Origin of the sequence: Pelotomaculum sp. FP, assembly GCF_004369245.1 — a bacterium.
Lineage (GTDB): Bacteria > Bacillota > Desulfotomaculia > Desulfotomaculales > Pelotomaculaceae > Pelotomaculum_C > Pelotomaculum_C schinkii.
Map to the genome: position 1 here is coordinate 1 of NZ_QFGB01000062.1, position 25,701 is coordinate 25,701.

At 47.8% G+C, this 25,701-nt stretch carries 20 protein-coding genes and 6 riboswitches; of the genes, 5 read left to right on the plus strand and 15 right to left on the minus strand.

Annotated features, from left to right (window positions below; all coding sequences use genetic code 11):
• Positions 1-355: 355 nt before the first annotated feature.
• A riboswitch (molybdenum cofactor riboswitch) is annotated at positions 356-475 on the minus strand.
• Between the two features lie 97 nt (positions 476-572).
• Positions 573-693: riboswitch (molybdenum cofactor riboswitch) on the minus strand.
• Between the two features lie 919 nt (positions 694-1,612).
• From fdnG (Psfp_RS17865) to Psfp_RS17930, 14 genes are all read right to left on the minus strand, one after another.
• Positions 1,613-4,696 (minus strand): formate dehydrogenase-N subunit alpha, encoded by a 3,084-nt coding sequence (gene fdnG, locus Psfp_RS17865; protein WP_134219879.1) that lies wholly within the window; start codon positions 4,694-4,696, stop codon positions 1,613-1,615.
• 162 nt (positions 4,697-4,858) lie between these two features.
• Complete coding sequence (nrfD, locus tag Psfp_RS17870; protein WP_134219880.1) at positions 4,859-6,025, minus strand: NrfD/PsrC family molybdoenzyme membrane anchor subunit; 1,167 nt, start codon at positions 6,023-6,025, stop codon at positions 4,859-4,861.
• A 28-nt stretch (positions 6,026-6,053) separates the two neighbouring features.
• Positions 6,054-6,887, minus strand: a complete 834-nt coding sequence (locus Psfp_RS17875; protein WP_134219881.1) for a 4Fe-4S dicluster domain-containing protein — start codon at positions 6,885-6,887, stop codon at positions 6,054-6,056.
• Between the two features lie 35 nt (positions 6,888-6,922).
• On the minus strand, positions 6,923-7,351 hold the full coding sequence (locus Psfp_RS17880; protein WP_153189557.1) for a molybdopterin dinucleotide binding domain-containing protein: 429 nt from the start codon (positions 7,349-7,351) through the stop codon (positions 6,923-6,925).
• A 110-nt stretch (positions 7,352-7,461) separates the two neighbouring features.
• Positions 7,462-8,301, minus strand: coding sequence for a formate dehydrogenase accessory protein FdhE (locus Psfp_RS17885; RefSeq protein WP_134219882.1), 840 nt, complete (start codon positions 8,299-8,301; stop codon positions 7,462-7,464).
• A gap of 275 nt (positions 8,302-8,576) precedes the next feature.
• Positions 8,577-8,696: riboswitch (molybdenum cofactor riboswitch) on the minus strand.
• 91 nt (positions 8,697-8,787) lie between these two features.
• Positions 8,788-8,908, minus strand: a riboswitch (molybdenum cofactor riboswitch).
• Between the two features lie 55 nt (positions 8,909-8,963).
• Entirely contained in the window at positions 8,964-9,440 is a 477-nt protein-coding gene (locus Psfp_RS17890) for a HyaD/HybD family hydrogenase maturation endopeptidase (protein ID WP_134219883.1), read from the minus strand.
• Between the two features lie 95 nt (positions 9,441-9,535).
• The gene (locus Psfp_RS17895) at positions 9,536-10,264 is read right to left on the minus strand and encodes a P-loop NTPase (RefSeq protein WP_134219884.1); all 729 of its coding nucleotides are present in this window, start codon (positions 10,262-10,264) and stop codon (positions 9,536-9,538) included.
• Positions 10,264-10,677, minus strand: a complete 414-nt coding sequence (gene hypA / locus Psfp_RS17900) for a hydrogenase nickel incorporation protein HypA (RefSeq protein WP_134219885.1) — start codon at positions 10,675-10,677, stop codon at positions 10,264-10,266. The genes Psfp_RS17895 and hypA overlap by 1 nt, the downstream gene beginning before the upstream one ends.
• A 140-nt stretch (positions 10,678-10,817) precedes the next feature.
• Entirely contained in the window at positions 10,818-11,984 is a 1,167-nt protein-coding gene (gene nrfD, locus Psfp_RS17905; protein WP_134219886.1) for an NrfD/PsrC family molybdoenzyme membrane anchor subunit, read from the minus strand.
• Between the two features lie 27 nt (positions 11,985-12,011).
• Positions 12,012-12,839, minus strand: a complete 828-nt coding sequence (locus Psfp_RS17910) for a 4Fe-4S dicluster domain-containing protein (protein ID WP_134219887.1) — start codon at positions 12,837-12,839, stop codon at positions 12,012-12,014.
• Positions 12,840-12,893: 54 nt separating this feature from the next.
• Positions 12,894-15,977, minus strand: coding sequence for a formate dehydrogenase-N subunit alpha (gene fdnG / locus Psfp_RS17915; protein WP_134219888.1), 3,084 nt, complete (start codon positions 15,975-15,977; stop codon positions 12,894-12,896).
• 36 nt (positions 15,978-16,013) lie between these two features.
• A riboswitch (molybdenum cofactor riboswitch) is annotated at positions 16,014-16,135 on the minus strand.
• 82 nt (positions 16,136-16,217) lie between these two features.
• Complete coding sequence (gene tatC, locus Psfp_RS17920; RefSeq protein WP_134219889.1) at positions 16,218-16,997, minus strand: twin-arginine translocase subunit TatC; 780 nt, start codon at positions 16,995-16,997, stop codon at positions 16,218-16,220.
• A 48-nt stretch (positions 16,998-17,045) separates the two neighbouring features.
• The gene (tatA, locus tag Psfp_RS17925; protein ID WP_134219890.1) at positions 17,046-17,258 is read right to left on the minus strand and encodes a twin-arginine translocase TatA/TatE family subunit; all 213 of its coding nucleotides are present in this window, start codon (positions 17,256-17,258) and stop codon (positions 17,046-17,048) included.
• Between the two features lie 74 nt (positions 17,259-17,332).
• The gene (locus tag Psfp_RS17930; RefSeq protein ID WP_134219891.1) at positions 17,333-18,139 is read right to left on the minus strand and encodes a formate dehydrogenase accessory protein FdhE; all 807 of its coding nucleotides are present in this window, start codon (positions 18,137-18,139) and stop codon (positions 17,333-17,335) included.
• A gap of 205 nt (positions 18,140-18,344) precedes the next feature.
• On the opposite strand from Psfp_RS17930, the gene Psfp_RS17935 reads away from it, so the two are divergent.
• The gene (locus Psfp_RS17935; RefSeq protein ID WP_134219892.1) at positions 18,345-19,022 is read left to right on the plus strand and encodes a tetratricopeptide repeat protein; all 678 of its coding nucleotides are present in this window, start codon (positions 18,345-18,347) and stop codon (positions 19,020-19,022) included.
• A gap of 380 nt (positions 19,023-19,402) precedes the next feature.
• A complete protein-coding gene (locus Psfp_RS17940) occupies positions 19,403-20,509 on the plus strand; it encodes a CoA protein activase (RefSeq protein WP_134219893.1) in 1,107 nt (368 codons plus the stop codon).
• A 90-nt stretch (positions 20,510-20,599) separates the two neighbouring features.
• Here Psfp_RS17940 and Psfp_RS17945 read toward each other — a convergent pair whose 3' ends face one another.
• On the minus strand, positions 20,600-22,597 hold the full coding sequence (locus Psfp_RS17945; RefSeq protein WP_205079618.1) for a sodium-translocating pyrophosphatase: 1,998 nt from the start codon (positions 22,595-22,597) through the stop codon (positions 20,600-20,602).
• Between the two features lie 493 nt (positions 22,598-23,090).
• Positions 23,091-23,211: riboswitch (molybdenum cofactor riboswitch) on the plus strand.
• A gap of 107 nt (positions 23,212-23,318) precedes the next feature.
• Here Psfp_RS17945 and Psfp_RS17950 point away from each other — a divergent pair.
• The 3 genes from Psfp_RS17950 (at position 23,319) to Psfp_RS17960 (ending at position 25,628) form a co-directional block, all read left to right on the plus strand.
• A complete protein-coding gene (locus tag Psfp_RS17950; RefSeq protein ID WP_134219895.1) occupies positions 23,319-24,014 on the plus strand; it encodes an ABC transporter permease in 696 nt (231 codons plus the stop codon).
• The gene (locus Psfp_RS17955) at positions 24,011-25,087 is read left to right on the plus strand and encodes an ABC transporter ATP-binding protein (protein WP_134219896.1); all 1,077 of its coding nucleotides are present in this window, start codon (positions 24,011-24,013) and stop codon (positions 25,085-25,087) included. Before Psfp_RS17950 ends, Psfp_RS17955 begins: the two co-directional genes overlap by 4 nt.
• 343 nt (positions 25,088-25,430) lie before the next feature.
• The gene (locus Psfp_RS17960) at positions 25,431-25,628 is read left to right on the plus strand and encodes a hypothetical protein (RefSeq protein ID WP_134219897.1); all 198 of its coding nucleotides are present in this window, start codon (positions 25,431-25,433) and stop codon (positions 25,626-25,628) included.
• Positions 25,629-25,701 lie beyond the last annotated feature (73 nt).

Below are 25,701 nucleotides of genomic sequence, written 5' to 3' on the forward strand. Positions count from 1 at the left end.
GTAGTTCTGCATTTCATCACCTCTAGCTTAAGTATTCCTTTTGCTAGAAGCGATGATTCTACTACTGGGTTAACCTAAAGGCTTCGGCTGGAAGCCGAGGGATTTAACCCCATTATACAGACATTAATAAAGTCCCGGTAAGTTATGTGTCTCTATGCACCCCCTTTAACCGGTTACTTGGAAACCAGTCTCATATTTGGCCGCATCTGAGCTGCCAAATTTAACGCATCGTTTCACGAAAGAGGACTCCTTATGGCTGGAACTCCAGTATCGATATTTTAAATGATTAAGAATCATTAAATGCCTCTAAAAGGAAAGGTAAAACTTTGTCCAATGTGAAAAGAACAAAGTTCTACCTTTGCTTACGAGATCTCCTTTCCACAATGGGAGGCCCAACAGTTTCCCGATGGACCCTAACGGCCAGCAAACCATACCAATTGCTTAGGTTGTACCTGGCTCGGAGAACATAATGATATTTTTCAAAAAACATTACTTATAACAAAGCTATATCATATCAATATCTTTAAAAGGAAAGGTAAAACTTTGTCCAATGTGAAAAGGACAAAGTTTTATCTTTGCTTAAGAGATCTCCTTTCCACAATGGGAGGCTCAACAGTTTCCCGGTGAACCCTAACGGCCGGTAAACCATACCAATTGCTTAGGTTATAACCTGGCTCGGAGAAATATAATGATAATTTTCCACTAAATATTTAAAATTCCTTCTAAATTACAATAATATAAAATATTTTTTATGTAAAAATTTTTAATATTTCCTTTTTGATAAGTTGGATCAAACGGTGGAGTGTATTTTGAAGGGTTGGTGACAGCTCGGTTTGGTAACCGATAACCTCAGGCTGGACGCCAAAAATTATAATGGGGGGAAGTGTATTCATTTTAGTTGCTCATAATAATACTTCGCTTAGATTAATATCCTGCAGGGAGATGAGCTGGCCTGTGGATTCAATAAGCAGCTCATCTCCGGGAACACGAAAAATAGCTCCTGGTTCCCCCCCTGCTGCTACGCAATATGGCGGAGAGGGTGGGATTCGAACCCACGAGACCGCTCATCACGGTCTACTCGATTTCGAGTTCTGTGGAGGGCCTTTCGGGCATTTTCAGCTGTTGACGGGAAGTGTTCAGTATTACCGACTTATGCTATTTCCTAACCCTAATATTTTCCCTCTAATTATGATTATCTCTATGTAATATCACCCATTACGGCAACTAATCGGCGGCTCAATGGCTCCTTTTTCCGCTATGCCCAATACGAGGAACCTGAAGGTATACTCCATTTCCAGAAAGTCATCTCCCTTCCTGTGAAAAAAGCTCCTAAAACGTCGGTACCCCATCTTACACCGGAGGCCATGAAGCATTTATTATTAAAAATACTTTAGGTGATGTGAAAAAAGGCTGATTTCCACAATGAAAACATGACAAAACAAAAACAGCGCCAACCGCTATGTTTCAAGTGGTTACGCTGTTTTTTTCTTTGCCTTTCCTGCAAAAGTCAGGTTGTTACTTTAAGGATACCATAAAACATGATTAATTACTAAGGTTATTTAGGAAACATGAACTAGGACACCTTTTAAGCTCGTTAGTCTTAAGCTAATAGTTATGCTTTTCTAATGTTAACTAAGAAAGATTTGTATTCTGGAACAACGACGTTAGCATCACCGATAAAAGGTGTTAAATCGTTTCCAATGCTTCCCTTGGATAATCCCATGTAGCCCCAGCTCCATGGCAAGGAAACAATTTCTATGGGACTGCCGTTTACAATTAAGGGTTTAACAATCGGTAAAACATTGGCCTTCATTTTTATTTCCGCCCTGGCGCTGCTTACAATTATCTCATCTCCAGGTTTTATTCCCAAATTACCGGCTAAAGTTGGCGATATGGTGGCAAATTGTTCCGGCATCAATTCTACCAGCATGGGGCTGTTTCTGGTTCTTACCCCGGTTTGATAATGTTCAATGTAATGGACGGTTGTAGCCACGTAAGGGAACTCTTTGCTGCCGGTTTCTGCCAATTTAGCAAATTCGCCTCCCCATCTCTTAGCCATAGGATTGTTTTGCTGCTTACTTATTAAATTTTTCACCGGGCTTTCCACCGGTTCGTAGTGTTCCGGCATAGGACCTTCTTTCAAGCCGGCAGGAACAAAGAAGCGCGCCTGTCCTTCAGGAAGCATAATAAAAGGAGCATTGGCTGTCTTTTCCGGTGGTACCGGCGCTTTTGTAGCCGCGTCCGTGATGCCGAAATCGGGAACATCGTTGGCAATCCACTTTGTTCCGTCCCAGACCATATAGGGTTTATCCTTTTTCCAGGGCCGTCCGGCCGGGTCAGCCGAACAACGGTTATAAACAATGCGCCGGTTCAAAGGCCAGGCAAAGGTCCATTTCGGATATACGCCAAGCCCGCTTTTATCCTCCGTGCCGTGCTTCTTGGTAGCGGGCACCTTTAACGACGGGTTCTGCTCATTGGGGTCAACGTAATAATAACCGGCGTAAACCCATATACCGCAGGCCGTAGAACCATCATCTTTAAGGTCGCCGAAAGTACCTAAAACCCGACCGTCCGCCACATTGTAACCGTTCATTTCAATCGCTACTTTTTCTGCATCCGGCCCGTCCTGTCCCGGCTTATCATAATTCCAAACCATGTTTAAAATAGGATCGGTAAATTTGCCGCCGCTCCGGTATTCCTGGCGGACAGCCTTAAATATCCGGTCGGCAATCCAGAGACTGCTTTTTGCCTGTCCGGGCGGCTCAACAGCCTTCCAGCGCCATTGAACATGGCGTGAACTGTTTGTTCTCGTGCCTTCTGATTCGTATATGAGAGCGCCCGGCAGCACAAAAACTTCCGTTTTTATATCCGCCGGGTTTACTCCCGGACGCTTCCAGAAAGCGGCTGTTTCGTTTTCAAATAAATCAACACAGACCATCCAGTCCGCGTTCTCCAGGGCCTTGGCCTCGTGAGAAGCATCCGGCCCGGCTACGGAAGGATTTTCAGCCCAGCAAAAGACGCCTTTAATATGTCCTTCCGCCAGGGAGGCGTAGGAAGACATGTGGGAATGGTCTTTCCCGTCTGATTTAGGCAGCCAGTCATAGCAAAAGTCATTTTCTTTGGTGGCTTTTTCCCCGTACCAGGCCTTGAGCAGACTGGCCAGGAACTTGGGTTTGTTGGACCAGTATCCCGTCTTGGGCGTTTCCACCGCCAGGTAGTCCTTATACGTGGGATGTTTTGTCGCATCGGGGACATTGAGATAGCCTGTAATATTATTCCACAGCATTCCCACGTCACAGGCGCCCTGAACATTTGACTGCCCCCGCTGGGGGTTAAGGCCGCCACCGGGCAGACCTATATTGCCCAGCAAGAGCTGCACCATGGTAGTTGCCCGTGTGTTTTGAGTTCCGTAACTGTGCTGGGTGATTCCCAGTACGTAAATTAAATTGCCTGCCACATCTGGTTTTCCCGACTGGCAATAAGTAGCGTAAGCTTTTTGTAAAATATCTTCCGGGGTTCCCGTGACTTTGCTGACCGTTTTTATGTCGTAGCGGGAAACATGCTTTTTCATGATTTGCCAGACGCACTGGGGATCCTGCAAAGTGGGGTCTTTTTTAATATTATCGCCGTCTTTTTGGTAAGCCCAGCTGGCGGTGTTATAGGATAGTTTGCCGTCTTTTTCCTCTAAACCGGAAAAAACACCATCCGCAAAATTATAATCGGGACTGATTAAGTAAGAAGCGTTGGTGTAGTTAAACACGTACTCGTGTTGATAAAGATCATTTTCAACGGCATAGTTTATCAGGCCGTAAAGAAAGGAAATGTCTGTCCCCGGACGCAAAGGAACGTAAATATCCGCCTTGGCCGCTGTTTTGGTAAACCTCGGGTCAACGACAATCATTTTGGCTCCTTTTGCCAGGGCCTTGCCAATGTGGCGCATGGCCATGGGGTGAGCTTCGGCCGGGTTGGATCCAATAATTAAAAATATGTCTGTATTCTTATAATCAGTAAAACTATTAGTCATTACTCCCCGACCAAAAGTATTAGCCAGACCGGCTACGGTTGGGGCGTGTCAGAGACGGGCGCAATGGTCAAGATCAACCACACCCAGGGCTCCCCGCATGAGCTTATTAATTAAATAGTCTTCTTCGTTATTAATATTTGCGCTGCCCATCTGGCAAATGGCCATGGTGCGGTTAACCGTGACACCATTAGCGTCTTTTTCTTCAAAGTGTTCATCCCGGGTCTTTTTTACCCTTTTAGCGATTTCAGGTATAGCCCAATCCCAGTCTTTTACTTCCCACTGGTTGCTGCCGGGGGCACGGTAAAGAACCTCCGTTAACCGATTCGGGTTGAGTACACGCTGACGCTTTTTATTGACAAAGTTATGGATATCCGGAAGAGCTGCCCCTTTTGGACATAAAGACCCTTCATTAATAGGACTATCAGGATCCCCTTCAATAAAAACCACCTTATCGTTTTCTGAATAAACAATAGTACTACAACCACATCCACAATATGGACAGCCGGAAGCAGTTTCTTTGGTGTTCTTTAACTTAAAAGTACCCAACTCAAAACTAGGCAAATTTTCTCCAGCTAAAGCAGGTGTTGCGCCGACTCCTTGAAGTAAAGCCGTTCCGGCTGCGCCTACTCCCAAATACTTAAAGAAATCACGGCGGCTAATATATTTTTTCATATTAGTTAATAGTAACCTCCTTTACTTTAGAATAAACCTATAAATAGTTTTTCAGGCATTCCAGCTCTTTCCCTCAAAGTTCCTGAATCTATTGATTTTATTACGTATCGGCCAAAACTGCCGGTTGAATATCTCTCAATTCATTGAATGCGTCGTTTGTTATTAAGCATTGAAGCCCGGACCGTAGCTGGTATGTGTCGTGTGGGTATGCTCTTCCTTGGGTAGAATCGCGAAGTTTTCCACAATAAACAGGTAGGCCAGGGCCAGTGCGCTCCACATGCCGATGGTAATCAGGAATTCCCAGATGCTCGGGAAGTAGCTGCCGCCTACGCTCTTGGCCATGCCGGTGAAGACCACGTTCATGCGGTTAAAGACAACACCTACTACCACCAGTGCAGAGGCTGTTACAACCCCCCACAGCTTGGTGCGGATACCGGGGATGGCATACATGAAAATCGGCAGGAGGACAAAGACAATCATCTCGATCAAGAACATGTTGCTCTCATACGAGCCGTTAAAGGCCATCCCGAACACGCCCCGGTAGTTGAGATCGATCATCTTGACGATAAAGTAAATAATCATCATCCACATGGTTATTTTGGTCATGCTTTGAAATACCGGCAACTCCGGCTGCCGTCCATAAGCTCTGGAAGCCAGGGTGCCTTCAATAGTGACCATAGCCGGCCCCAGGAAGAAGGCGGACCAGACAAAGAAGAAGGGTATGATCATGGACCACCACAGGGGGTAGAGCTTATCAATGGCAACAATATAGAGCGAGCCCAGGGAGGATTGGTGCAGGCTGGGGAGCACAATACCCAAAATGAGCAGTGGAGTCATCATGTACCCCAGGATCTTCTTCAAAGCAGGGAACTTGACCTTCTCGAAGAATATGTCGCCAAACTCCAGGACCTGGATTGTTGTATAAAGGGAAATACACCAGAACACTTCGAACAATACCGAGTGGAAACCCCAGTAGAAGAAAGGTCTCCAGAAGTTGAACCATCTCCCGATATCCAGGAAAAGGCTGACCATCGCGATAATGTAGCCAAGTAAGGATGTTAACAGTGCAGCGCGGGCAATGGGCAGGTACTTATCCCGGTGCAGGACATGGACGATCAGTGCCGTACTAAAGCCGCCGCCCGCCAGGGCGATGCCGCACAACAGGTCAAAGCCAATCCACAGGCCCCAGGGCCACTGGTCGCTTAAGTTGGTTAGCGCCCCCAGACCGTAGACGAAACGGTACAGGGCAGCCGCTGCAGCGATCAGCACAAATCCGATCATCAGTAATCTGAACCAGGTAATTCTAAAGCTCCAATTCCTTCCGTACATATATTCTCACCTCCATTTATCTAGATTTCTATTCCTTGGGATCAACCGGACCGTACAGATCCTCCTCATTGTGCACCTCAGCCCGTCTCTTGGTATAAGCGCGCATGGCGGTCAAGAGGGCGCCCCAACCAACGAAGATGTAGGGAGTCCACTTGAGCACATCCCAGGTCAAGGAGGGGATTGACCTTTGCGTTACAGGGCGGTTGAATACTTCCGTCTTGAAGCCGATTTGATCAAAGGGTACATCCGATATATACAGCCAGGAAGTACCGCCGTATTCTTTTTCTCCGTAGATATGTTTAATGTACCTGGGGTCTTTGCTCATCCTGTCCTGTGCCAGTGCCAGCATTTCATCCCTTTCCCCGTAGGTTAAGGCGCCTGTGAGGCATGCCGTTACACATGCCGGCTCAAGTCCTTCTTCCTTCGTGCGGTCGTAACAAAAACGGCACTTTTGCACGTACGGAAGAGCCTTATCCCACTGGAAGCCGGGTACGTCAAAGGGGCAGGCGATCATGCAGTAGCGGCAGCCGACGCAGTAGTCCTGATTCAGTTCGGTAGGCTTGTAAATAACCGCCCCTTCTTTAGTCTTGACAAATGAGTGGGTAAAGCACGCCGACTCACAGGCTGGCTCATTGCAGTGCATGCATTGTCTTTTAACGAAGCGCCACTTAAGCTGGTCGCCTTCTTCGAGCACATAGGAGCTTACGTTGGTCCAGGTATCGGCGCTTAATTTCCCCGGGCTGTCCCAGTTGTTGGAGAACTCGCTCGGCTCGGCTGGCAGGTCGTTCCATGACTTGCACGAAACCATGCAGCTGCGGCAGCCGATACACCTGGTAATATCCACCAGGACACTCTTTGACATCGTTACACCTCCGGTTTCTGATTGGATTTAAGGTGCTACTTCCAGGCTTTCTTCACGTTGCAGATGAAAGCTTTTGATTTTGGGATCATCGTGTTGGGATCCCCGACGCTGGGTGTTATGTCGTTGGCTGTGCCGCCGGTCGCTATTCCCTGGTAACCGAAGTGCCAGGGCAGGCCGATAATTTCGATTTTCCTGTCTGCGACCTTGAGCGGGTTAATGATCGGCAGTACGTTGGCCCGGCATTTAATTTCGCCGCGGATGCTGTTTATAACTAACATATCACCCGGCTTGACTATCAGTTTATTGGCCAGTCCCAGTGATATGGTCGCGAACATTTCCGGTTGCAGTTCCACCAGTTTGGGACAGTTTCTGGTCACGGCGCCGCTCTGGTAGTGCTCTACCAGCCGGTGGGAGTCGCGACATACGGGAAGTCCGGCGAAGCCACCAGCGCGAGTTTGACGAATTCACCTTGTATTTTACAGCCAACGGATTGCTTTGTTGGTTACCCAGCAGGTTATTTATCGGGCTTTCCACCGGCTCGTAGTGTTCCGGCAGGGGGCCGTCCTTTTGCTTCTCAAACTTGACCTCCTTTGACATGAAAGTGAGCGATCTCAGTAATTTCAACTGGTTGATTAACATAGCCTTCCTGCAACGCCAATAGGTCCAGGTGGACAGTATTGATGTCTTCCCAGAATAAATCCAAATTGCTGCTGTCAAACATCATGGCCTCATTGAGAGTTTTTATATAACCGTGACAGTTGTCGCAATAATAAACGCGGTATTGCTCCATTCCTTCCACGTTGAAGAACCGTGATTCATTACTGGAGCAGTAAGGGCAGCCCAGGCGCTGGAATCTCCATCTTGCCTCACACATACCGCAGTACAGATATCTCTTCCCTTCTTCCTTTTCAAGCAGTGCCAGGGTGGGTTTGCCGCCGCAAACCGGGCAGGTGCCTTTTAGCCATTGTTCAGGGGCAAAAAAAGTAGAGACCTTACGTGCGTACTGCTTCATAAACGGTTTGACCACATGGTTTAAGATAAAGCCTAAGCTTTCAGGGGATAATTCCTCATTGAAAGATTCCAGCAGGTTTGTACCAGGTGTGAAGGCCTGCATAACAAAAAGTTCTCTTGCCTCAGCGGCAGCCGGTAAAGCGCTTAAAATTTTGTTTATATCACGCTCCAAGTCCGGTTTATGCTTTACAACGATGCCTGCAACGTCTTTTAAAACATCAAAAAACATATCCGCATTTGCCTGCGGTGGGCAGACCTTTATTATAGGCACATCATTTTCCCTTAACGACTTTAATAACCCAGCCTGCGGCCTAACAACCGTAACTGCATCATCCGGAAGAACAATCTTTGTAAACTCCTTGTTGAAATCAATAAGCATTTGCTGGACCGTATTGTTTGTCATTCAAAACGCTCACTTTCTATGAGTTTTCTAGAACCCTCCCTGTGAATGAATTAATAAAATACCCAACAAGTTATATATGTCTATATATGCACCCCCCTTTAACCAGTTGCTTATGAACCATGCTTCACATTTGGTCGCATTTAGGCTGCCAAAATTTTAAAGAGGATCCCTTACGGATAAGACTCTAGTAGCGCCTTTTATAAGATTTAGAATGAATAAATACCTCTAAAAACAAAAAGGTAAAGCTTTATCCAACGTGAAAAGGACAGAGTTTTACCTTTGTTTAAAGATCTCCTTTCCACAGTGGGAGGCCCAACAGTTTCCCGATGAACCCTAACGGCCAGTAAACCATACCAACTGCTTAGGTTGTAACTGGCTCGGAGCAGCTAATTAAATTTTCAAAAAGACATTTACTGCAAAAACTATCTCTAAAAAACCTGTTGAAAACACAAAAAACTTTATCCCATGTGAAAAGGACAAAGTTTTACCTTTGTTTAAAAATCTCCTTTCCACAATGGGAGGCCCAGCAGTTTCCCGGTGAGCCCTAACGGCCGGTAAACCATACCAATTGCTTAGGTTATAATCCGGCTCGGAGAAATATAATGATAATTTTCCACTAAATATTTAAAATTCCTTCTAATTACAATAATATAAAATATTTTTTATGCAAAAATTTTTAATATTTCCTTTTTTATAAGTTGCATCAAACGGGGGAGTGTATTTTGAAGGGTTGGTGACAGCTCGGTTTGGTAACCGATAGCCTCCGGCTGGATACCAAAAATTATCGTAGGGGGAAGCTTATTCATTTTAGTTGCTAATAATAATACTTCGCTAAGATTAATATCGTGCAGGGAGATGAGTTGGCCTTTGGATTTAATGAGCAGCTCATCTCCGGGAACACGAAAAATAGCTCCTGGTTCTGCCCCGGCTTCAACGCAATCAACTATGATAGCGTAATCTGCTTCTTCCAGCCAGTACAGCAGGTCAATCCCGGCGGTGCCACCGTCGACCAGTTCGACATAACGGGGCAGGCGCTCCTTTTTCATCGCCTGGATTAGATGTATGCCAATACCCTCATCACCCAGAAGCAGGTTGCCAACGCCGATTACAAATATTTTTTTGCTGTTCTCTTGATCCATTTTCAGTAGATCCTCGCAGGTTCGTTTATAGGGGCCGCTATGCCGGCGCCACGTATCATGAAAATATCAGTCGATGCAGGTGCGATTTCAATTTATTATATGATCTTCGAATTGCTCAGTATTTGGCCCAACTGTTTGATAAAATTGGTATGCAGCAGTTTATCAGTGTCACCCAGGGCTTCCTCAAGGCCTTCATCAAAGTCAATTGAACCAAGAAAGGGGACCTTTAGGCCGGCCAGAGCCTCTCCAGCGGGGGAATCCTTTTTTATTTTCATGTTCTCCAGGACTCCAATGACCGGGATGCGGAGCTCTTTCAATACCGATAATTCCTTTTTCATTACTTCCCGGGCCACCCGTGACGGCGTGGTGACCAGAAGAAATTCAACCCTCTCCATCAGGCGGATTACATCCAGGGTTGGGTCACCGGTGCCGGGAGGCATATCGACAATTAAGAAGTCCAGTGACTCCCAACGGGTTATGGCCAGTATTTCAATGATGGCATTGGAGATTTCTCCCCCGCGCAGCGGAGAAGGTTGACCGCCGCTGAAGAACGTGATTGACATAAAACGAATACCGTTGACCAGCGGTGGTATGATACCCATGTCTTCCTCCGGGAAAACCCCTTCAATCCCCAGGATTACGTGAGAAGAGGGACCACAAAAATCCAAATCCAAAAGTCCCACCCGGTAATTTTGGCTGGATAGATACAGCGCCAGGGCCGCCGCGGTTTGGCTTTTGCCGATGCCGCCCTTGCCACCAGAGACAGCAATGATTCTATTGATGTTTTCCAACCTTTTATTAATAATATTTAGTCTTGGATCCATTATTTCTCCCCTTCTATTGAATCGATCCACACGCCGCGCCCCTGCAGTATTTCAAAATCGGGGCTGCCGCACTGGGTGCACCTCATATAAGTATGGGCAACTTCGGGCACAAAATGGATAGCTTCTTTTTCGTCCTCTGCCAGTTTTTTGGGAGTATCACGGTAGTTCCAATTATTGCCGCAGACTTTGCACTTGAGGATGCACCTGTCTATCTCCAGGTGAATATTTTCCAGATCCACAGGAGGTTTGTACAACTCAACCATATTTTCCAGGGCAAATTTAAAAATATCAAGTTCAATTGACTGTAGCTCACCGATTTTTACCGTAACCTTTAAAATCTTGCTTAATTTTTCTTTTTCGGATTCTTTTATGACGGTAACAATTATGGATTCCGCCAGCGCCCATTCGTGCATAATATCCATCTCCGGTATTTGTATTTTATATCGCGTACATTCTTTGTTTATTATAAAACAAGTAAGCATGCTTGGACAAACAAGAAAAAATGGGGGGATGTGATCTCCCCCCCGCCAGAAAAGACACTTTTGCTTAGCATTTAAGCATGGAAGCTTGGTCCGTAGCTGGTGTGCGTGCTGTGAGTATGCTCTTCCTTGGGCAGGATAGAGAAGTTCTCTACGATAAACAGGTAGGCCAGGGCCAGCGCGCTCCACATGCCGATGGTAATCAGGAATTCCCAGATGCTCGGGAAGTAGCTGCCGCCCACGCTCTTGGCCATCCCGGTGAAGACCACATTCATGCGGTTAAACACAACACCAACTACCACCAGGAGAGAAGCCGTTACAACCCCCCACAATTTGGTGCGAATGGAGGGGATGGCGTACATGAAAATCGGCAGCAGGACAAAGACAATCATTTCGATCAAGAACATGTTGCTCTCGTAAGAACCGTTGAAGGCCATCCCGAACACACCACGGTAGTTGAGATCGATCATCTTGACGATAAAGTAGATGATCATCATCCACATGGTGAGCTTGGTCATGCTTTGAAATACCGGCAGCTCCGGCTGACGTCCATAAGCTCTCGACGCCAGGGTGCCCTCAACGGTAACCATGGCCGGCCCCAGGAAGAAAGCGGACCAGACGAAGAAGAACGGGATCAGCATGGACCACCACAGTGGGTAGAGCTTATCAATAGCAACGATGTAGAGCGAACCCAGGGAGGATTGGTGCAGGCTGGGCAGGACGATGCCAAGGATCAGCAGCGGCGTCATCATGTAGCCCAGGATCTTTTTCAAAGCTGGGAACTTCACCTTCTCAAAGAAGATATCACCAAACTCCAGGACCTGGATAGTCGTATATAGTGAAATACACCAGAATACTTCGAACAATACCGAGTGGAAACCCCAGTAAAAGAAAGGCCTCCAGAAGTTAAACCATCTACCGATATCCAGGAAAAGGCTGACCATGGAGATAATGTAACCAAGCAAGGAAGTTAACAGCGCTGCGCGGGCGATGGGGAGGTATTTGTCCCGGTGCAGGACGTGGACGACCAGCGCCGTACTGAAGCCGCCGCCCGCCAGTGCGATGCCGCACAGGAGGTCAAAGCCAATCCACAGGCCCCAGGGCCACTGGTCGTTTAAGTTGGTTACCGCTCCCAGTCCGAAGATGAAACGGTACAGGGCAGCTGCAACCGCGATAAGCACCATTATGATCATCAGTATTCTGAACCAGGTAATTCTAAAGCTCCAATTTCTTCCGTACATATATTCTCACCTCCAGTTAACTGAAATTTACTCCTTGGGATCAACAGGCCCGTACATTTCCTCCTCATTGTGCACCTCAGCGCGCCTCTTGGTGTAAGCGCGCATGGCGGTCAGCAGGGCGCCCCACCCGACGAAGATGTAGGGAGTCCACTTGAGTACCTGCCAGGTCAAGGATGGGATTGACTTTTCCGTAACAGGACGGTTGAATACTTCGGTCTTGAAGCCCAGCTGATCGAAGGGGACGTCCGATATATACAGCCAGGACGTGCCGCCGTACTCTTTTTCCCCGTAGACATGCTTGACGTATCTGGGGTTGGTGTTGATGCGCTCCCAGGCCTCAGCAAGCAGTTCTTCCCTCTCGCCGAATTTCAAAGCGCCGGTGGGGCAGGCCTGGGTACAGGCGGTTTTAAGGCCTTGCTGGGTGCGTTCATAGCAAAAAGTACATTTTTCAACGTAGGGGAATGCTTTTTCCCACTGAAACGTCGGTACGCCAAAGGGGCAGGCGATCATGCAGTAACGGCAGCCCACGCAGTAGTCCTGGTCAACCACGGTTGGTTTGTAAATAACCGCCCCTTCCTTGGTTTTAACGAACGAGTGGGTGAAGCAGGCCGACTCGCAGGCAGGTTCTTTGCAGTGCATGCATTGCCTTTTGACAAAGCGCCAGACTACCTCGTCGCCGTTTTCACTGATGCAGTTGTTTACTACCGTATATGTGTCGGAGTTTAATTGCCCCGCATCCAGATCATTTGAAAATTCCGTCTTCCTGGATGGTAAATCGTTCCATACTTTGCAGGCGACCATGCAGCTCTTGCAGTCAATGCATCTGGTAACGTCTACCAAAACACCTTTCGACATCTTAACACCTCCGGTTTCTGCTTGGAATTAAAGCGCGAGCAGAATTGTATGAACCTATGCTTTTCTGATATTAACCAGAAAAGCCTTGGATTCGGGAATCATGGTGTTGGGATCACCGACTGCGGGAGAGAGCTCGTTGGCAGATGCGCCCGGTACCCTTCCCTGGTAACCCCAGTGCCATGGCAGACTGACTATTTCCAATTCCTTGCCGGCCACTTGCAGCGGCTTAACCACAGGCATGACATTGGCCCTGCATTTGATTTCGCCTCGCGCGGAGCTTACCAGCACCCAGTCGCCGGGTTTGACGCCCAACTTATTGGCCAGGCTTAAAGAAATCTGGGCGAACATTTCCGGCTGTATTTCAGCCAGGGTGGGGCAGTTTCTAGTTACGGCGCCGCTCTGATAGTGTTCGACCAGACGTGGTGTGGTGCCGATGTAGGGAAAATCCGGACTGGCGGTTTCTGCCAGCTTGGCAAAGTCACCCTTGTACCTGGTTGCCAGCGGGTTGCTTTGGTATTTGCCCATGGCATTTTTAACCGGGCTTTCAACCGGCTCATAGTGCTCAGGCAACGGCCCGTCCTTCATGCCCGTTGGAGCAAACAGGCGCCCTTGTCCTTCGGTGGTCATGATAAAGGAATTGACGGCAGACTTATCAGGTGTAATAAAGGCCCCGGTTGCGGCATCTTTAAACCCGAAGTCAGGCACGTCGTTGTTGACCCACTGCGCTCCATCCCAGGAAACCAAAGCCCTTTTCGGATCCCAAGGTCTGCCGGAAGGATCGGCTGAGTTGCGGTTGTAGACGATACGTCTGTTGACAGGCCAGGCAAAAGTCCATTTGGGGAAGAGCCCCAGTCCGCTTTTGTCTTCACGGTCGCGCCGCTGTGAAGCAGGTACTTTGGCCACCGGATCGACAAACATGTAGCCGGTGTAAATCCATACACCGCAAGCTGTAGTGCCGTCATCTTTTAATTTGGCGAAAGAATCCAGAATGGTTCCATCCCCCACTACATAACCGTTCATCTCATTGGCTATTTTGATGATATCCGGCTCGTCGTGGCCGGGCATGTCGTAGTCCCAGACCAGGTTGTTAATCGGGTCGGTGAATTTGCCGCCGGACTGGTACTCCTTACGGATGGCCTTAAACATATTATAGGCAATCCACAGGTCACTCTTGGCCTCTCCAGGCGGCTCAACAGCTTTCCAGCGCCACTGGATCCAGCGTGAGCTGTTGGCCACGGTCCCTTCTTTTTCGTAGGAAAAAGCGGTTGGCAGGAGAAATACCTCTGTTTTGATATCGGCCGGGTTGACGCCGGGACGCTTCCAGAAGGCGGCGGTTTCTGTTTCAAACAGATCGACAGCCACCATCCAGTCCAGGTTTTCCAGCGCGCTGCGCGCGGCAAGGGCGTTGGGGCCGCCGACCGCCGGGTTTTGCCCCCAGGCAAAATAGCCTTTGACTGTACCGGCTGCCATAGCCTCGTAAATGGCCATATGGGAGTGGTCTTTACCGTCGTGTTTGGGAATGTAGTCAAAGCAGTAGTCGTTTTCTTGAGTCGCTTTATCCCCATACCATGCTTTGAGCATGCTGATTAAAAACTTGGGCTTATTCGACCAGTAACCTGTCTTGGGCGTTTCTTTTTCGATATATTGCTGCAAATTAGCATGGGCGGTCGCGCTAGGTGAGCCCAGGTAACCGGTGAGCAGGTGATAGAGGATCCCCTGGTCCGTGGAACCCTGCACGTTTGACTCACCCCGCTGGGCGTTGACGCCCCCGCCGGCGATGCCGATATTGCCGAGTAGCAGCTGCAGCATGGCTGTTGCCCGGACGTTCTGGCTGCCGTAGGTGTGCTGGGTAATACCCATGGCGTAAATCAGGTTGCCGGCCTTATCGGGCTTGCCGGTGGAGCAATAGAGATCACAGACTTTCTTATATACATCTTCCGGAGTACCGGTGATGCTGCATACGGTTTTGATATCATAGCGGGCGACCTGATTCTTCAGAATTTGGAATACACAGAAAGGATTCTGCAAGGAGGGGTCTTTTCTAATGGTATCCCCGTCTTTTTGGTACTGCCAGCTTGTATTGTCATAGGAGAATTTGCCGTCTTTCTCCGTTAAACCGCTAAACGCTCCTTCATTAAGGGCATATTCAGGGCTCACAAGATATGAGGCGTTGGTGTAATTGGCGACATAGTCATGGAAGTATAAGTTGTTTTCAAGAGCGTAATTCATAATACCGTAAAGAAATGCGATATCAGTGCCGGGGCGTAGAGGCGCGTAAATATCCGCTTTGGTCGCCGTTTTGGTAAACCTGGGATCAACGACGATAACCTTGGCGCCTCTTTCGGCCATGGCCCTGCCCATGTGGCGCATAACCTGCGGGTGGTTTTCTGCCGGGTTGGCGCCGATAATCAGGAAAACGTCCGAGTTTTTGTAATCCGTGAAACTGTTGGTCATAACACCCCTGCCAAATGTTTGGCCAAGACCGGCCACTGTGGAGGAGTGTCAGAGGCGGGCGTGGTGGTCGATGTTGATAACCCCTAATGACCGCATCATTTTTTGAAAGAGGTAATTCTCCTCGTTATCGCAGGAGGCGCTGCCGATGTGGGCGATGGCCTGGGTGCGGTTAACGGTGACCCCATTTGCGTCCTTTTCTTCAAAGGCGGCGTCACGGGTGTTTTTGACCCGTTTGGCTATTTCACTAAGAGCCCAATCCCAATCCTTCTTCTCCCACTTGGCGCCGCCGGGGGCACGGTACAGAACGTCCATAATCCGCCGGTCATTAACTGTACGCTTGCGGTTCTTCGGGTCGATAATAGTATTGGCGTCGCCAAGAGCGATACCTTTGCAGCACATGCTGCCTTCATTATTCGGGTTGTCCGGATCTCCTTCTATGTTCAAAATCCTGCCTTCTTCATTCGAATAAACAATAAGGCCGCAGCCACACCCACAAAAAGCACAAACTGAAGGGGTTTCTTTGGCCTTGGCCAGTTTAAATTCACCCAAAGCGAAGGTAGGTAGCTTGTCTTCCGCCGTGCTGGCTAAGGCCGGCACGGCTGTTACACCATTAAGCAAGGCCGACCCGGCGGTACCAATTCCAAGTATCTTCAGAAAATCGCGACGGCTAATCTTTTGCTTCACAAACCTGACCTCCTTATCCAAAAAAGTGCGCGTAAATAGCTGAATGACGCTACTCCTTTCCAAATGGGAGGCATACAGGTTTCCCTTATATACCCTAACGACCTGGAAATCATAGCATATTAAGCCTTAGATCGCCAGGTTCGGAGTAAATTTAGTGCCTCTCTCTCCTGAAAATTTATTATCTATAGAATATTCTTAAAATTAGAAGCCTCCTTTCACCATTAATATCCACAGCCTTGTTTATTTAACTGTGACTGCTGGTTCCGCCATTTCGGCCAGTCGCTCACGTTCTCTCCTGCGAGCAATCCTGCGTTCGACAATGCGTACAACCAGCACGCTTACTTCAAAAAGCAAATACATGGGGCCGCTAACGATGAGGCAGGTAATCAAGTCCGGGGTAGGAGTGATTATCGCTGCCAGGGCTACGACACCCAGTATCGCATAACGGCGGTTGCGGGCAAAAAAGTTGTATGTCACCAGTTCAAGTTTGGCCAGGAAAAAACTTATTAATGGAAACTCGAATACAATTCCAAAGGGTAGGAGAAAAGAAATGGTAAAAGATATATACTTGTCGATTGTCAGGAGTGGAGTCAGAGTGGGGCCGGCAAACTGGAGCAGAAAAATAACCCCCATACTGTAAACCCCAAAAAATCCGAAAGCAACTCCACCTAAAAAGCTGATAAAGGATATAAAGACAAACAGGGTAAAATATAACCGCTCATTCTTTTTTAGAGCAGGAATAATAAAACTCCAGATTTGCCATAGGATTATGGGCAGGGCTGCCAGAAAACCAGTGAAGAAAGATATCTTGATTTTTACAAATATGGCCTCGGTGATACCGGTAAAAAATACTTTTTGGCCAAGTTTGGTGAGCGGTTCCATCAGAGACGCCAAAATTCTGTCGCTGAAAAAGTATGATGCCACAGCAAGTACGGTTGTTGAAATAATGGAAATAATTAAAACCCGACGTAGTTCTTCCAAATGCGAAATAACGGTCATTTCGTCGGTTTTTTTAGCCATGGTTTATTCCCTCACTAATATGACGGGCGGTTTTTGGAGTGGGGGTTTTTAACTTTTTGCTGCCTTAATTAGCTGTTGTTCTTCTTTTTTGTCACCACTCGCTGCTGTTTCCACATCGTTCATTATTTCGTTGGAGGAACGGCGAAATTCTTTGATCGTTTTACCAACCGCCTTACCAAGGTCGGGTAATTTGCCGGGTCCAAAGATAATTAAAGCCAGCGCCAAAACAAGGATCAACTCGGGAGCTCCTATGTGCGGCATATAAAATTACACCCCTTTCAAATATTTACAATTTTAATTACGCCATTTCAGACAGATCTCCTGCTGGAATTATATTATTTTTCAATAATTTCAGCTGGTCGATTGACATAACCTTCCTGCATGGCCAGCAGGTCCAGATGGACTGTATTGATATCTTCCCAGAATAAATCCAAACTGCTGCTATCTAGCATGGACTCGTTGACAGTTTTAATATAGCCGTGGCAGTTGTCGCAATAATAAACGCGGTATTGCTCCATGCCATCCACCGTGAAGAACCGCGATTCGTGGTTCAAACAATATGGGCAGCCCAGACGTTGGAACCGCCACCTTGCCTCGCACAGACCGCAATAGAGGTATCTCTTCTTGTCCTCCTTTTCCAGCAACGCCAGGGTGGGCCTGGCGCCGCATACCGGGCAAGTTCCTTTATACCACTGCTCCGGGTCATAAAAAGCAGAAACCTGCCGGGCGTATAGCTTCATAAAGGGCCTGACCGCATGGCTTAAGATAAAACCAAAGGTCTCGGGTGATACCTTTTTTTTGAAATAATCCAACAGGTTTGTACCAGGTGTGAAAGCTTGTCTGACAAAAGTTTCTCTGGCCGCGGCATCCTCCGGTAAAGCACTGAAAATTTCGCTAATATCACCCTCCAAGTCCGGTTTGTGTTTTACAGTGATGACGGAAACCTCTTTCAAGATATCAAAAAATATATCCGTATTTACCTGCGGCGGGCAGATCTTGATGAAAGGGGCATCATGTTCTCTGAGCGACTTTAATAAACCATCCTGTGGTCTAACAAGCTTAACAGCATCTTCAGGTAGAGCAATCTGCGTAAACTCCTTGTTGAAATCGATAAGCACTTGCTGAACCGTATAATCTGCCATTTTTCAACGCTCACTTTCTACAAAGATTCTATAATACGCAGGAGATATAATCAGGGGGGTGAGCTGGATACTTCAAACTGCTGTATATATTCAACAAAATTGTTATATTTCCTCCATGTTTATAGGAAAAAAGTAGAATTTCTTTTTTTTTCAACCCTGGTTTATCTGATATAATGATTCTATATCCTTACCACGGAGGGTCAACATGAAAATATTTGGATTTTACATATTATTAACCTTGCTCACCCGCAACCCCTTGTTAGCTCTTGTTGTCATGCTGTTGATTCTTTTCCTTGTAGAGAGGCGTTTTATTGGCTTATTACCTGATTTTACCGCCTCCTGGAGGAGGTCCAACAGAGTGCGGGAACTACAGAGAGAAGTAAGGGTCAATCCCGCCAACGCTGAAGCCTACCTGGAGCTCGGCGAATCCTTCCTGCAGAAGGGGCAATATGAGCAGGCTTTGTCATATTTAAATAGAGCGGCTGACAAGATGGAGGACCACCCTTTATTTCATTTTTACCGTGGGGCCTCGTATTATCAACTTGGCCGGATCGAGGAGGGCAGGGCTGAGATTGAAAAAGCGGTTGTCATCAACCCAAAGATAAGTTTCGGTGAACCATACCTGTATCTGGCAAGAATTTACCTCCAACAAAGTCAGGACGGTGAAAAGATTGATAATCTTTACCAACAGTTGCTGCAATACGGATCACCCAAAATCCACTACTTGGCGGGCAGTTTGTTTTTAAATTACAACGACAAGGAGAAAGCCCGCCGTTTGTTCAGAGAGACGATAGAAAATTATCAGGCCTGCAGAGGTTCTTTGCGCCGTCTGTATAGAAGGTGGGCGCTGCTGTCAAAAGTAGGCCTTTTCTACAGCAAGTGAACCTCCCTGGTACTGGACTATTTTGCAAAGTTCCTCTGCTGAGCATTGCTCTGCTAATAAATGCGGGTGCGAATTCATTCGTACATGGCCCATAGAAAAGCAGAATTAATAAGGTGAGCAGAAATCCCTTAAACTGCTTCACTGCGCAAGTGCGATTGAAACCGCACCCACAAAAAGACTTGGACAAAGCAGGATTCATATTATTCTCTTCTGCAAATTTTGTGCCAGCGGCATGTGTTATGGGGCTGACTTGCATACATGTTTGAAAGCTTATCCCAAGGCGCCCGGCCTTGGGTTTATTTCTGCATAAAACTCATGAAATTGTCCATACTCAAATTTTATAGAGCAACAAAAGACATTAAAGGAACGGAGGATCATGAATGCGGGTAACCTTTCCCCATATGGGGAACATGTATATTCCTTTAAAGGCGATGCTGCAGCGCCTGGGCTTGGATGTTGTGGTACCGCCGCCTTCCAGTAAAAGAACTTTGAGTCTTGGGGTGAAGCATGGTCCTGAATTTGCCTGCCTGCCCTTGAAATTAAACCTTGGCAACTTTATAGAGGCTGGTGAACTGGGCGCCGATACCGTGATCATGGGCGGCGGCTGCGGACCGTGCCGCTTTGGCTATTACGCCCAGATAGAACATGCAATATTAAAGGATATCGGTCGAGATATGGATTTTATTGTGCTTGAACCGCCTGACCGCCATATTACCGAATTACTGGCAAAAATAAAACGAATCGCAGGAAAGAAGTCCTGGCGGGATATTTTCCAGGCGGTTCGCTTTGGCTACAGGAAAGCAAAGGCGGTCGATGACGTTGAAAGGGCTTCTTTCCAACTGCGTCCTCGTGAAACAGTGGTTGGAGCAACGGACGCAGCTTACCGGAAGGCACTGGCCCTCATTGATGACGCCTGCACCTGGGATGGTTTAAATTACGCGGTGGAAAAAGCCGGAGATGCGCTCAGGGAGGTAGTGGTTGACGATAAGAGAACAGTCTTAAAAATTGGCCTTGTCGGGGAGATTTACACCCTTTTGGAGCCTTTTTCGAACCAGCACCTGGAGCGCAGTCTGGGCACTTTGGGGGTTGAAGTGGATCGTTCTATTTACTTAAGTGAATGGGTAAACAACCATCTCCTTGGAGGATTATTGAAAGGCGAAAGACGGAGAAATGAGGTTTGCGCATCGGCTCATCCATATCTGCGGCATTTCGTCGGCGGGCATGGCCAGGAAACAATAGGGTCTGCGGTCCTTTATGCAAAGGCCGGTTATAACGGACTAATCCAGGTGTTTCCATTTACCTGCATGCCCGAAATCGTAGCTGAAAGCATACTGCCTGATGTCAGTTGCGACTTGAATATTCCTTCCCTGACACTGATCATGGATGAGCACTCTGGTGAAGCGGGTATACAAACCCGGCTTGAAGCTTTTGTCGACTTGCTGGAACAGAAAAGGGAAATTGCCTTCAGAGAGCGAAGCGTGGGGTAAGTTTATCAGCGAGATTGTGTATATCATAAAAAAACGGGGACCTTGCCGGTGCGTACCGGGAGTCCCCGTTTTTTATATGTGAGACTTTTTTTAACGTACAATCATGGCCACGTAGCTTACGATGAGAAGGGCGACAATGTTGACCACTTTAATCATCGGGTTGATGGCCGGGCCGGCGGTGTCTTTGGCGGGGTCACCCACAGTATCCCCGGTCACTGCCGCAGCGTGGGCAAAGCTACCCTTGCCGCCGAAATTGCCGTCTTCGATGTATTTCTTGGCATTGTCCCAGGCGCCGCCGCCGGCGGTCAGCATCACGGCCAGGAAGAGACCGGTGATAATTACGCCCATCAGCATACCGCCTAGCGCTTTTGCTCCCAACAGAAAGCCGACCAGAATGGGCACTACAACCGGGATCAGGCCGGGCAACATCATTTCCTTGATGGCCCGCTTGGTGACGATATCGACGCAGCGGCCGTATTCCGGCCTTGCTTTGCCTTCCATGATGCCTTTTATTTCCTTGAACTGGCGGCGTACTTCATTGACCACCTCGTTGGCGGCTCTGCCGACGGCGCCCATGGCCAGTGAGGAGAAGAGGAAGGGCAGCGCTCCGCCAATTAAAAGACCTGCCAGAACCCAGGGGTCCTCGATATTGAAGCTGAGCGCCTCGCCCCTGAACCTGGTGATTTCCTGGGTGTAGGAGGAAAACAACACAATGGCGGCAAGACCGGCGGAGCCGATGGCATAACCCTTGGTTACCGCTTTGGTGGTATTGCCCACCGCGTCGAGCGGGTCGGTAATATTGCGGATTTCAGGCGGCAGTTCGGCCATCTCGGCAATGCCGCCGGCGTTGTCGGTAATGGGGCCGTACGAGTCAATAGCTACGACTATACCTGTCATGGAAAGCATGGCCATTGAAGCAATGCCGACTCCGTAGATGCCGCCAATAAGGTACGATAGCACAATACCGGCGACGATGGCGATGGCCGGTGAGACGCTGGCCTCCATACCAACCGCTAAACCGCTGATGATGTTGGTGGCATGGCCGGATTCCGAGGCCTTGGCGATCGTCTTAACGGGCTTGTACCGTGTTGAGGTATAGTAATCAGTAAGGAAAACGATGATTAGCGTCACTGCCACGCCCACAATTGCCGCATAGAAATACTGCGGGGTACCGAAGAAATAGGTTGTGGCGGGGTAAAAGCCGATAAGAGAGATAATTGCCGCGGCAAATAAGCCCTTGTACAGTGCGGACATGATTTCCCCGCCCTGGCTCATGCGAACAAAGAAGACGCCGATAATACTGGCGATGATGGCAATAGCGCCAAGCACCAGAGGGTATACCACGTAATGCTCGTTGCCGGGGAAGAATATCTGTCCCAGCAGCATGGCTCCGATGGCTGTAATGGCATAGGTTTCAAAAAGGTCGGCAGCCATACCCGCGCAGTCACCTACGTTGTCACCCACGTTGTCGGCGATAACAGCCGGGTTGCGCGGGTCGTCTTCCGGAATACCGGCTTCCACTTTGCCGACCAGGTCCGCCCCGACATCGGCGCTTTTAGTGTAAATACCGCCGCCCAGACGGGCGAAAACGCTGATTAGACTGCCCCCGAAGCCCAGCCCGATCAGGTAGGTCGGGTCTCTAAAAAGAATATACATGCCTGCCACGCCCAAAAGTCCCAGGCTGACACACATGAGGCCGGTTACAGAGCCGCCTTTAAAGGCCAAAGCCAGTGCGGCAGGCAGACCTTTCTTAGCTGCTTCACAAACCCTGAGGTTACTCTTTACCGAGACGGTCATGCCTACGTATCCGCAGAGAGCCGAGAAGACAGCTCCGATGATGAAGCCCAAAGTAGTAATCCAGCCCAAACCGAAAAAGAGTAAGACGGCGATGATAATGCCGACCACCGCGATGGTTTTGTACTGACGGGTCAGGTAAGCCATGGCGCCTTCCTGGATAGCCTCCGAAATCTCGATCATGCGTTTATTGCCTTGCGGTTGTTTCAGAATCCAGGAAGCAAGATATAATGCGAAAAGAATACCGAGCAATGACGCATACACTGCATAAATAGATAGCCCACTAAACAAAATCCAAACACCACCTTAAGAAACCTTAATTTTAAATATAATGAGCGGCAAGCTGACTTTAAAATATGCTGCTACCACCTCCTGCGCAAAATGATGGCCCTTATTTGCCGCCATTACCTCCCAGACAGATTTTTTCATCTGAAGAGGGGGCCTTCAAAAAATAAACCGGATACTGTAATGGAAAGAAGAAAAAACTATTAATTGAAATTATACCCCTTTTTTTACCAAACAATCCATTTTATTATCTATAATAGTCTGGTAGAGGTCTTGAAAAATAAAAAAACCAGGCAATACAAATTTTTGTAATGTCTTGAACTTATACTATTATAGCTTTTTAAACTAAATTTGCCAAACCCTATTTTTATTAGATATTTATTGACTTTATAAATTCCAGTAAATAAAATGATAAAAGAAGCGAAGGAGTCGCTTTATGTTGAAAAATGATTACGCTTTTGTAGATACTAGAGAGCCTTTTATTTTTCAATAGACTTGATCCGTATATGAGTTCTCCGAGCCTGCTTACCTGGGACTTGGTAGTTATGGTTAATGGGCCGGAAGGGTGTGTATGGGAAACCTGCGCACCTCCCACTGCGGAAAGGAGAACACTACCTGATTACCACACACGGTAGATGATGCTTTTCGCATAACCTGCCGTTTTTTATTGGTCGGGTGTAATAGCCTAACAACTATTTACGAAAAAGACCATGAAAAGGTGGTAACTGATATGGAGATTATCTGGCAAGGGATAATTAAGGCCTGCGAAATGCTCTTGCAGGGAAACCGTGAAATCATGCAGGTTACAGTGCTAACTATTAAGGTTTCAGGTCTTGCTACCCTGATCAGCGTTATAATCGGGCTCCCTGTAGGTGTATTTTTAGCTTTATCCGTTTTCCCGGGGCGGAGGCTCTTGGTCAGCCTGGTTAATTTCGGGATGGGTCTGCCGCCGGTTGTGGTGGGATTATGGGTGAGTATTTTCCTCTGGCGGAACGGTCCGCTTGGTTTCCTCCACCTGATGTATACGCCAACGGCTATGGTACTGGCCCAGGCCATTATTGCCTCACCTATTGTAATAGGCTTTACCATCGCCGCCATCCAGCAGTTAAATCCCAAAATAAGGCTGCAGATAATTGCCCTGGGGGCTACCTGGTGGCAGACCCTCCTGTTCCTGGTGCGCGAAGCCAGGATGGGGCTCCTGGCGGCAGTGATGGCCGGTTTCGGAGGGGTTATCTCCGAGGTGGGAGCCTCCATGATGGTCGGAGGCAACATCAAGGGAGAAACTTCGGTCTTGACTACCGCGACTGTATTGGAAGTCTCCAAGGGCAACCTGGATGTGGCCATAGCTATAAGCGTAATCCTCCTGGCGCTTGCCTACGGTGTCACCTTATTTCTCACCATCCAACAACAGAAGAGGCCTGTATGAGCAATAATAATATTATAGAAGTAAAAAATTTAAACCTGACCAAAGGGAGAAAAAAAATCCTTGACATTGAATACTTCTCTCTTGAGGAAGGAGAAGCGGTAGCCCTGATTGGCCCAAACGGGGCCGGTAAGAGTACATTTATGCAGGTGCTGATGCTTTTGCAACGGCCTACCGGAGGAGAGCTGTTCTTTAAAGGGGACAGGGTGGATTGGAAAAAACCTATTGCTTACCGCCGCCGCATGGCCATGGTCTTCCAGGAGCCGCTGCTTCTGGATACCACTGTTTATCATAACGTGGCCTCCGGATTGAAGCTGAGGGGTTTTAAAGTGGATACCATCCCGGCCAGGGTAAGTGAATGGCTGGGGCGCCTGGGAATCGCGCACCTTGCCGAACGCCAGGCGCGCTATTTGTCCGGCGGCGAGTCCCAGCGGGTGAGCCTGGCCAGAGCGCTGGTCTTAGAGCCGGAGGTCCTTTTCCTGGACGAGCCTTTTGTGGCGCTGGATGTTCCGACCAGGGCTGCCTTGACTGCCGAACTCGCCCGCATCTTGCGGGATACCCGCATAACGAGCGTGTTTGTGACACATGATTATAGTGAGGTGCCCCTACTGGCTGAGACCGTGACAGTCCTGGAGCAGGGGAGGATCATCCAAAAAGCTTCTCCCAGGGAGATTATGACCAGGCCGGTTAGCCGTACCGTGGCCTCTCTGGTAGGGGTTGAAAACATGATTCCAGGTAAGGTGGTAGGGACTCAGGATGGGGTAGTGTTGGTGCAGGCCGGACCTCATCGCCTTAAGTCTTTAGCGGCTGTCCCGGTCGGAACCAATGTTCTAATTCTGTTACGACCGGAAGACATTAAAATTTTTAAAGGGGTCTCCCGCCATGGGGATAATAGTTTTGGCGGCAAAGTTTCCGGGCTTTTACCACACAACTACCTGTATAAAGCTGTAATTGACTGTGGTTTTCCGGTAATCGCCTTTGTGAACCCGGAACAGGTTATGGGTGGAGAAGTGCTAGCTGATAATGAAATTACGGTCCAGTTCAGTCCTGATAAAGTACACCTGATTAAACAGTAAGATTAATATAAATATGGGCAAAGCTAGCTCCAAGGGCCTTTGGCGCGGCGACACATAGGAAGGGAACAAAGCAATATGGGTACCTAAGATGCTTAAGCCAATATAGAATTATATGACAAGTCCTCCTTAATAAGAGGAATTTTTCTTTTATAAAGACGATAATAGATAGAGCCCATCATATCAAAAGTGAAGTGTGGTGTAAGCAGTATTTCCTGGTTGCATTCATCGGGTTTGACAGGTCCTATATGTAAAATATGGCATATCGCCCTATAGCTCACTTTTTACAAATTATTACTTGTAGCATATAATTGTCTTATACAAAAAGCTAAAGGAGGTCACCGCAATGAGAGAATTAATAAACAGAAGCTTACGTGCTGCTAAAAATTATTCTCTTTGGGACTATGCTTTTTTGAAAACCACACTCCTTTCTTTAGGCATCCTTATCGGAGCTTATTTCGCTAAATTTTTCTTAAGTCATATGTCCTTGCTATTAAGCCCCTTAATTGAGTTTGAGCCATACCCCCTTATTAATATAAACTAATATTAACGGAGGGGTATGGATGAAACGTAAAAGATATCCTCAGGATTTCAAAGAGCAGCTTGTTAAAGAAGCC

Coding starts and splice junctions, on each gene's coding strand:
- nrfD (WP_134219880.1), bottom strand. CDS start 6,025: ATGTACGGAAGGAATTGGAGCTTTAGAATTACCTGGTTCAGATTACTG.
- Psfp_RS17875 (WP_134219881.1), bottom strand. CDS start 6,887: ATGTCAAAGAGTGTCCTGGTGGATATTACCAGGTGTATCGGCTGCCGC.
- Psfp_RS17885 (WP_134219882.1), bottom strand. CDS start 8,301: ATGACAAACAATACGGTCCAGCAAATGCTTATTGATTTCAACAAGGAG.
- Psfp_RS17890 (WP_134219883.1), bottom strand. CDS start 9,440: ATGGATCAAGAGAACAGCAAAAAAATATTTGTAATCGGCGTTGGCAAC.
- Psfp_RS17895 (WP_134219884.1), bottom strand. CDS start 10,264: ATGGATCCAAGACTAAATATTATTAATAAAAGGTTGGAAAACATCAAT.
- hypA (WP_134219885.1), bottom strand. CDS start 10,677: ATGCACGAATGGGCGCTGGCGGAATCCATAATTGTTACCGTCATAAAA.
- nrfD (WP_134219886.1), bottom strand. CDS start 11,984: ATGTACGGAAGAAATTGGAGCTTTAGAATTACCTGGTTCAGAATACTG.
- Psfp_RS17910 (WP_134219887.1), bottom strand. CDS start 12,839: ATGTCGAAAGGTGTTTTGGTAGACGTTACCAGATGCATTGACTGCAAG.
- tatC (WP_134219889.1), bottom strand. CDS start 16,997: ATGGCTAAAAAAACCGACGAAATGACCGTTATTTCGCATTTGGAAGAA.
- tatA (WP_134219890.1), bottom strand. CDS start 17,258: ATGCCGCACATAGGAGCTCCCGAGTTGATCCTTGTTTTGGCGCTGGCT.
- Psfp_RS17930 (WP_134219891.1), bottom strand. CDS start 18,139: ATGGCAGATTATACGGTTCAGCAAGTGCTTATCGATTTCAACAAGGAG.
- Psfp_RS17935 (WP_134219892.1), top strand. CDS start 18,345: ATGAAAATATTTGGATTTTACATATTATTAACCTTGCTCACCCGCAAC.
- Psfp_RS17940 (WP_134219893.1), top strand. CDS start 19,403: ATGCGGGTAACCTTTCCCCATATGGGGAACATGTATATTCCTTTAAAG.
- Psfp_RS17950 (WP_134219895.1), top strand. CDS start 23,319: ATGGAGATTATCTGGCAAGGGATAATTAAGGCCTGCGAAATGCTCTTG.
- Psfp_RS17955 (WP_134219896.1), top strand. CDS start 24,011: ATGAGCAATAATAATATTATAGAAGTAAAAAATTTAAACCTGACCAAA.
- Psfp_RS17960 (WP_134219897.1), top strand. CDS start 25,431: ATGAGAGAATTAATAAACAGAAGCTTACGTGCTGCTAAAAATTATTCT.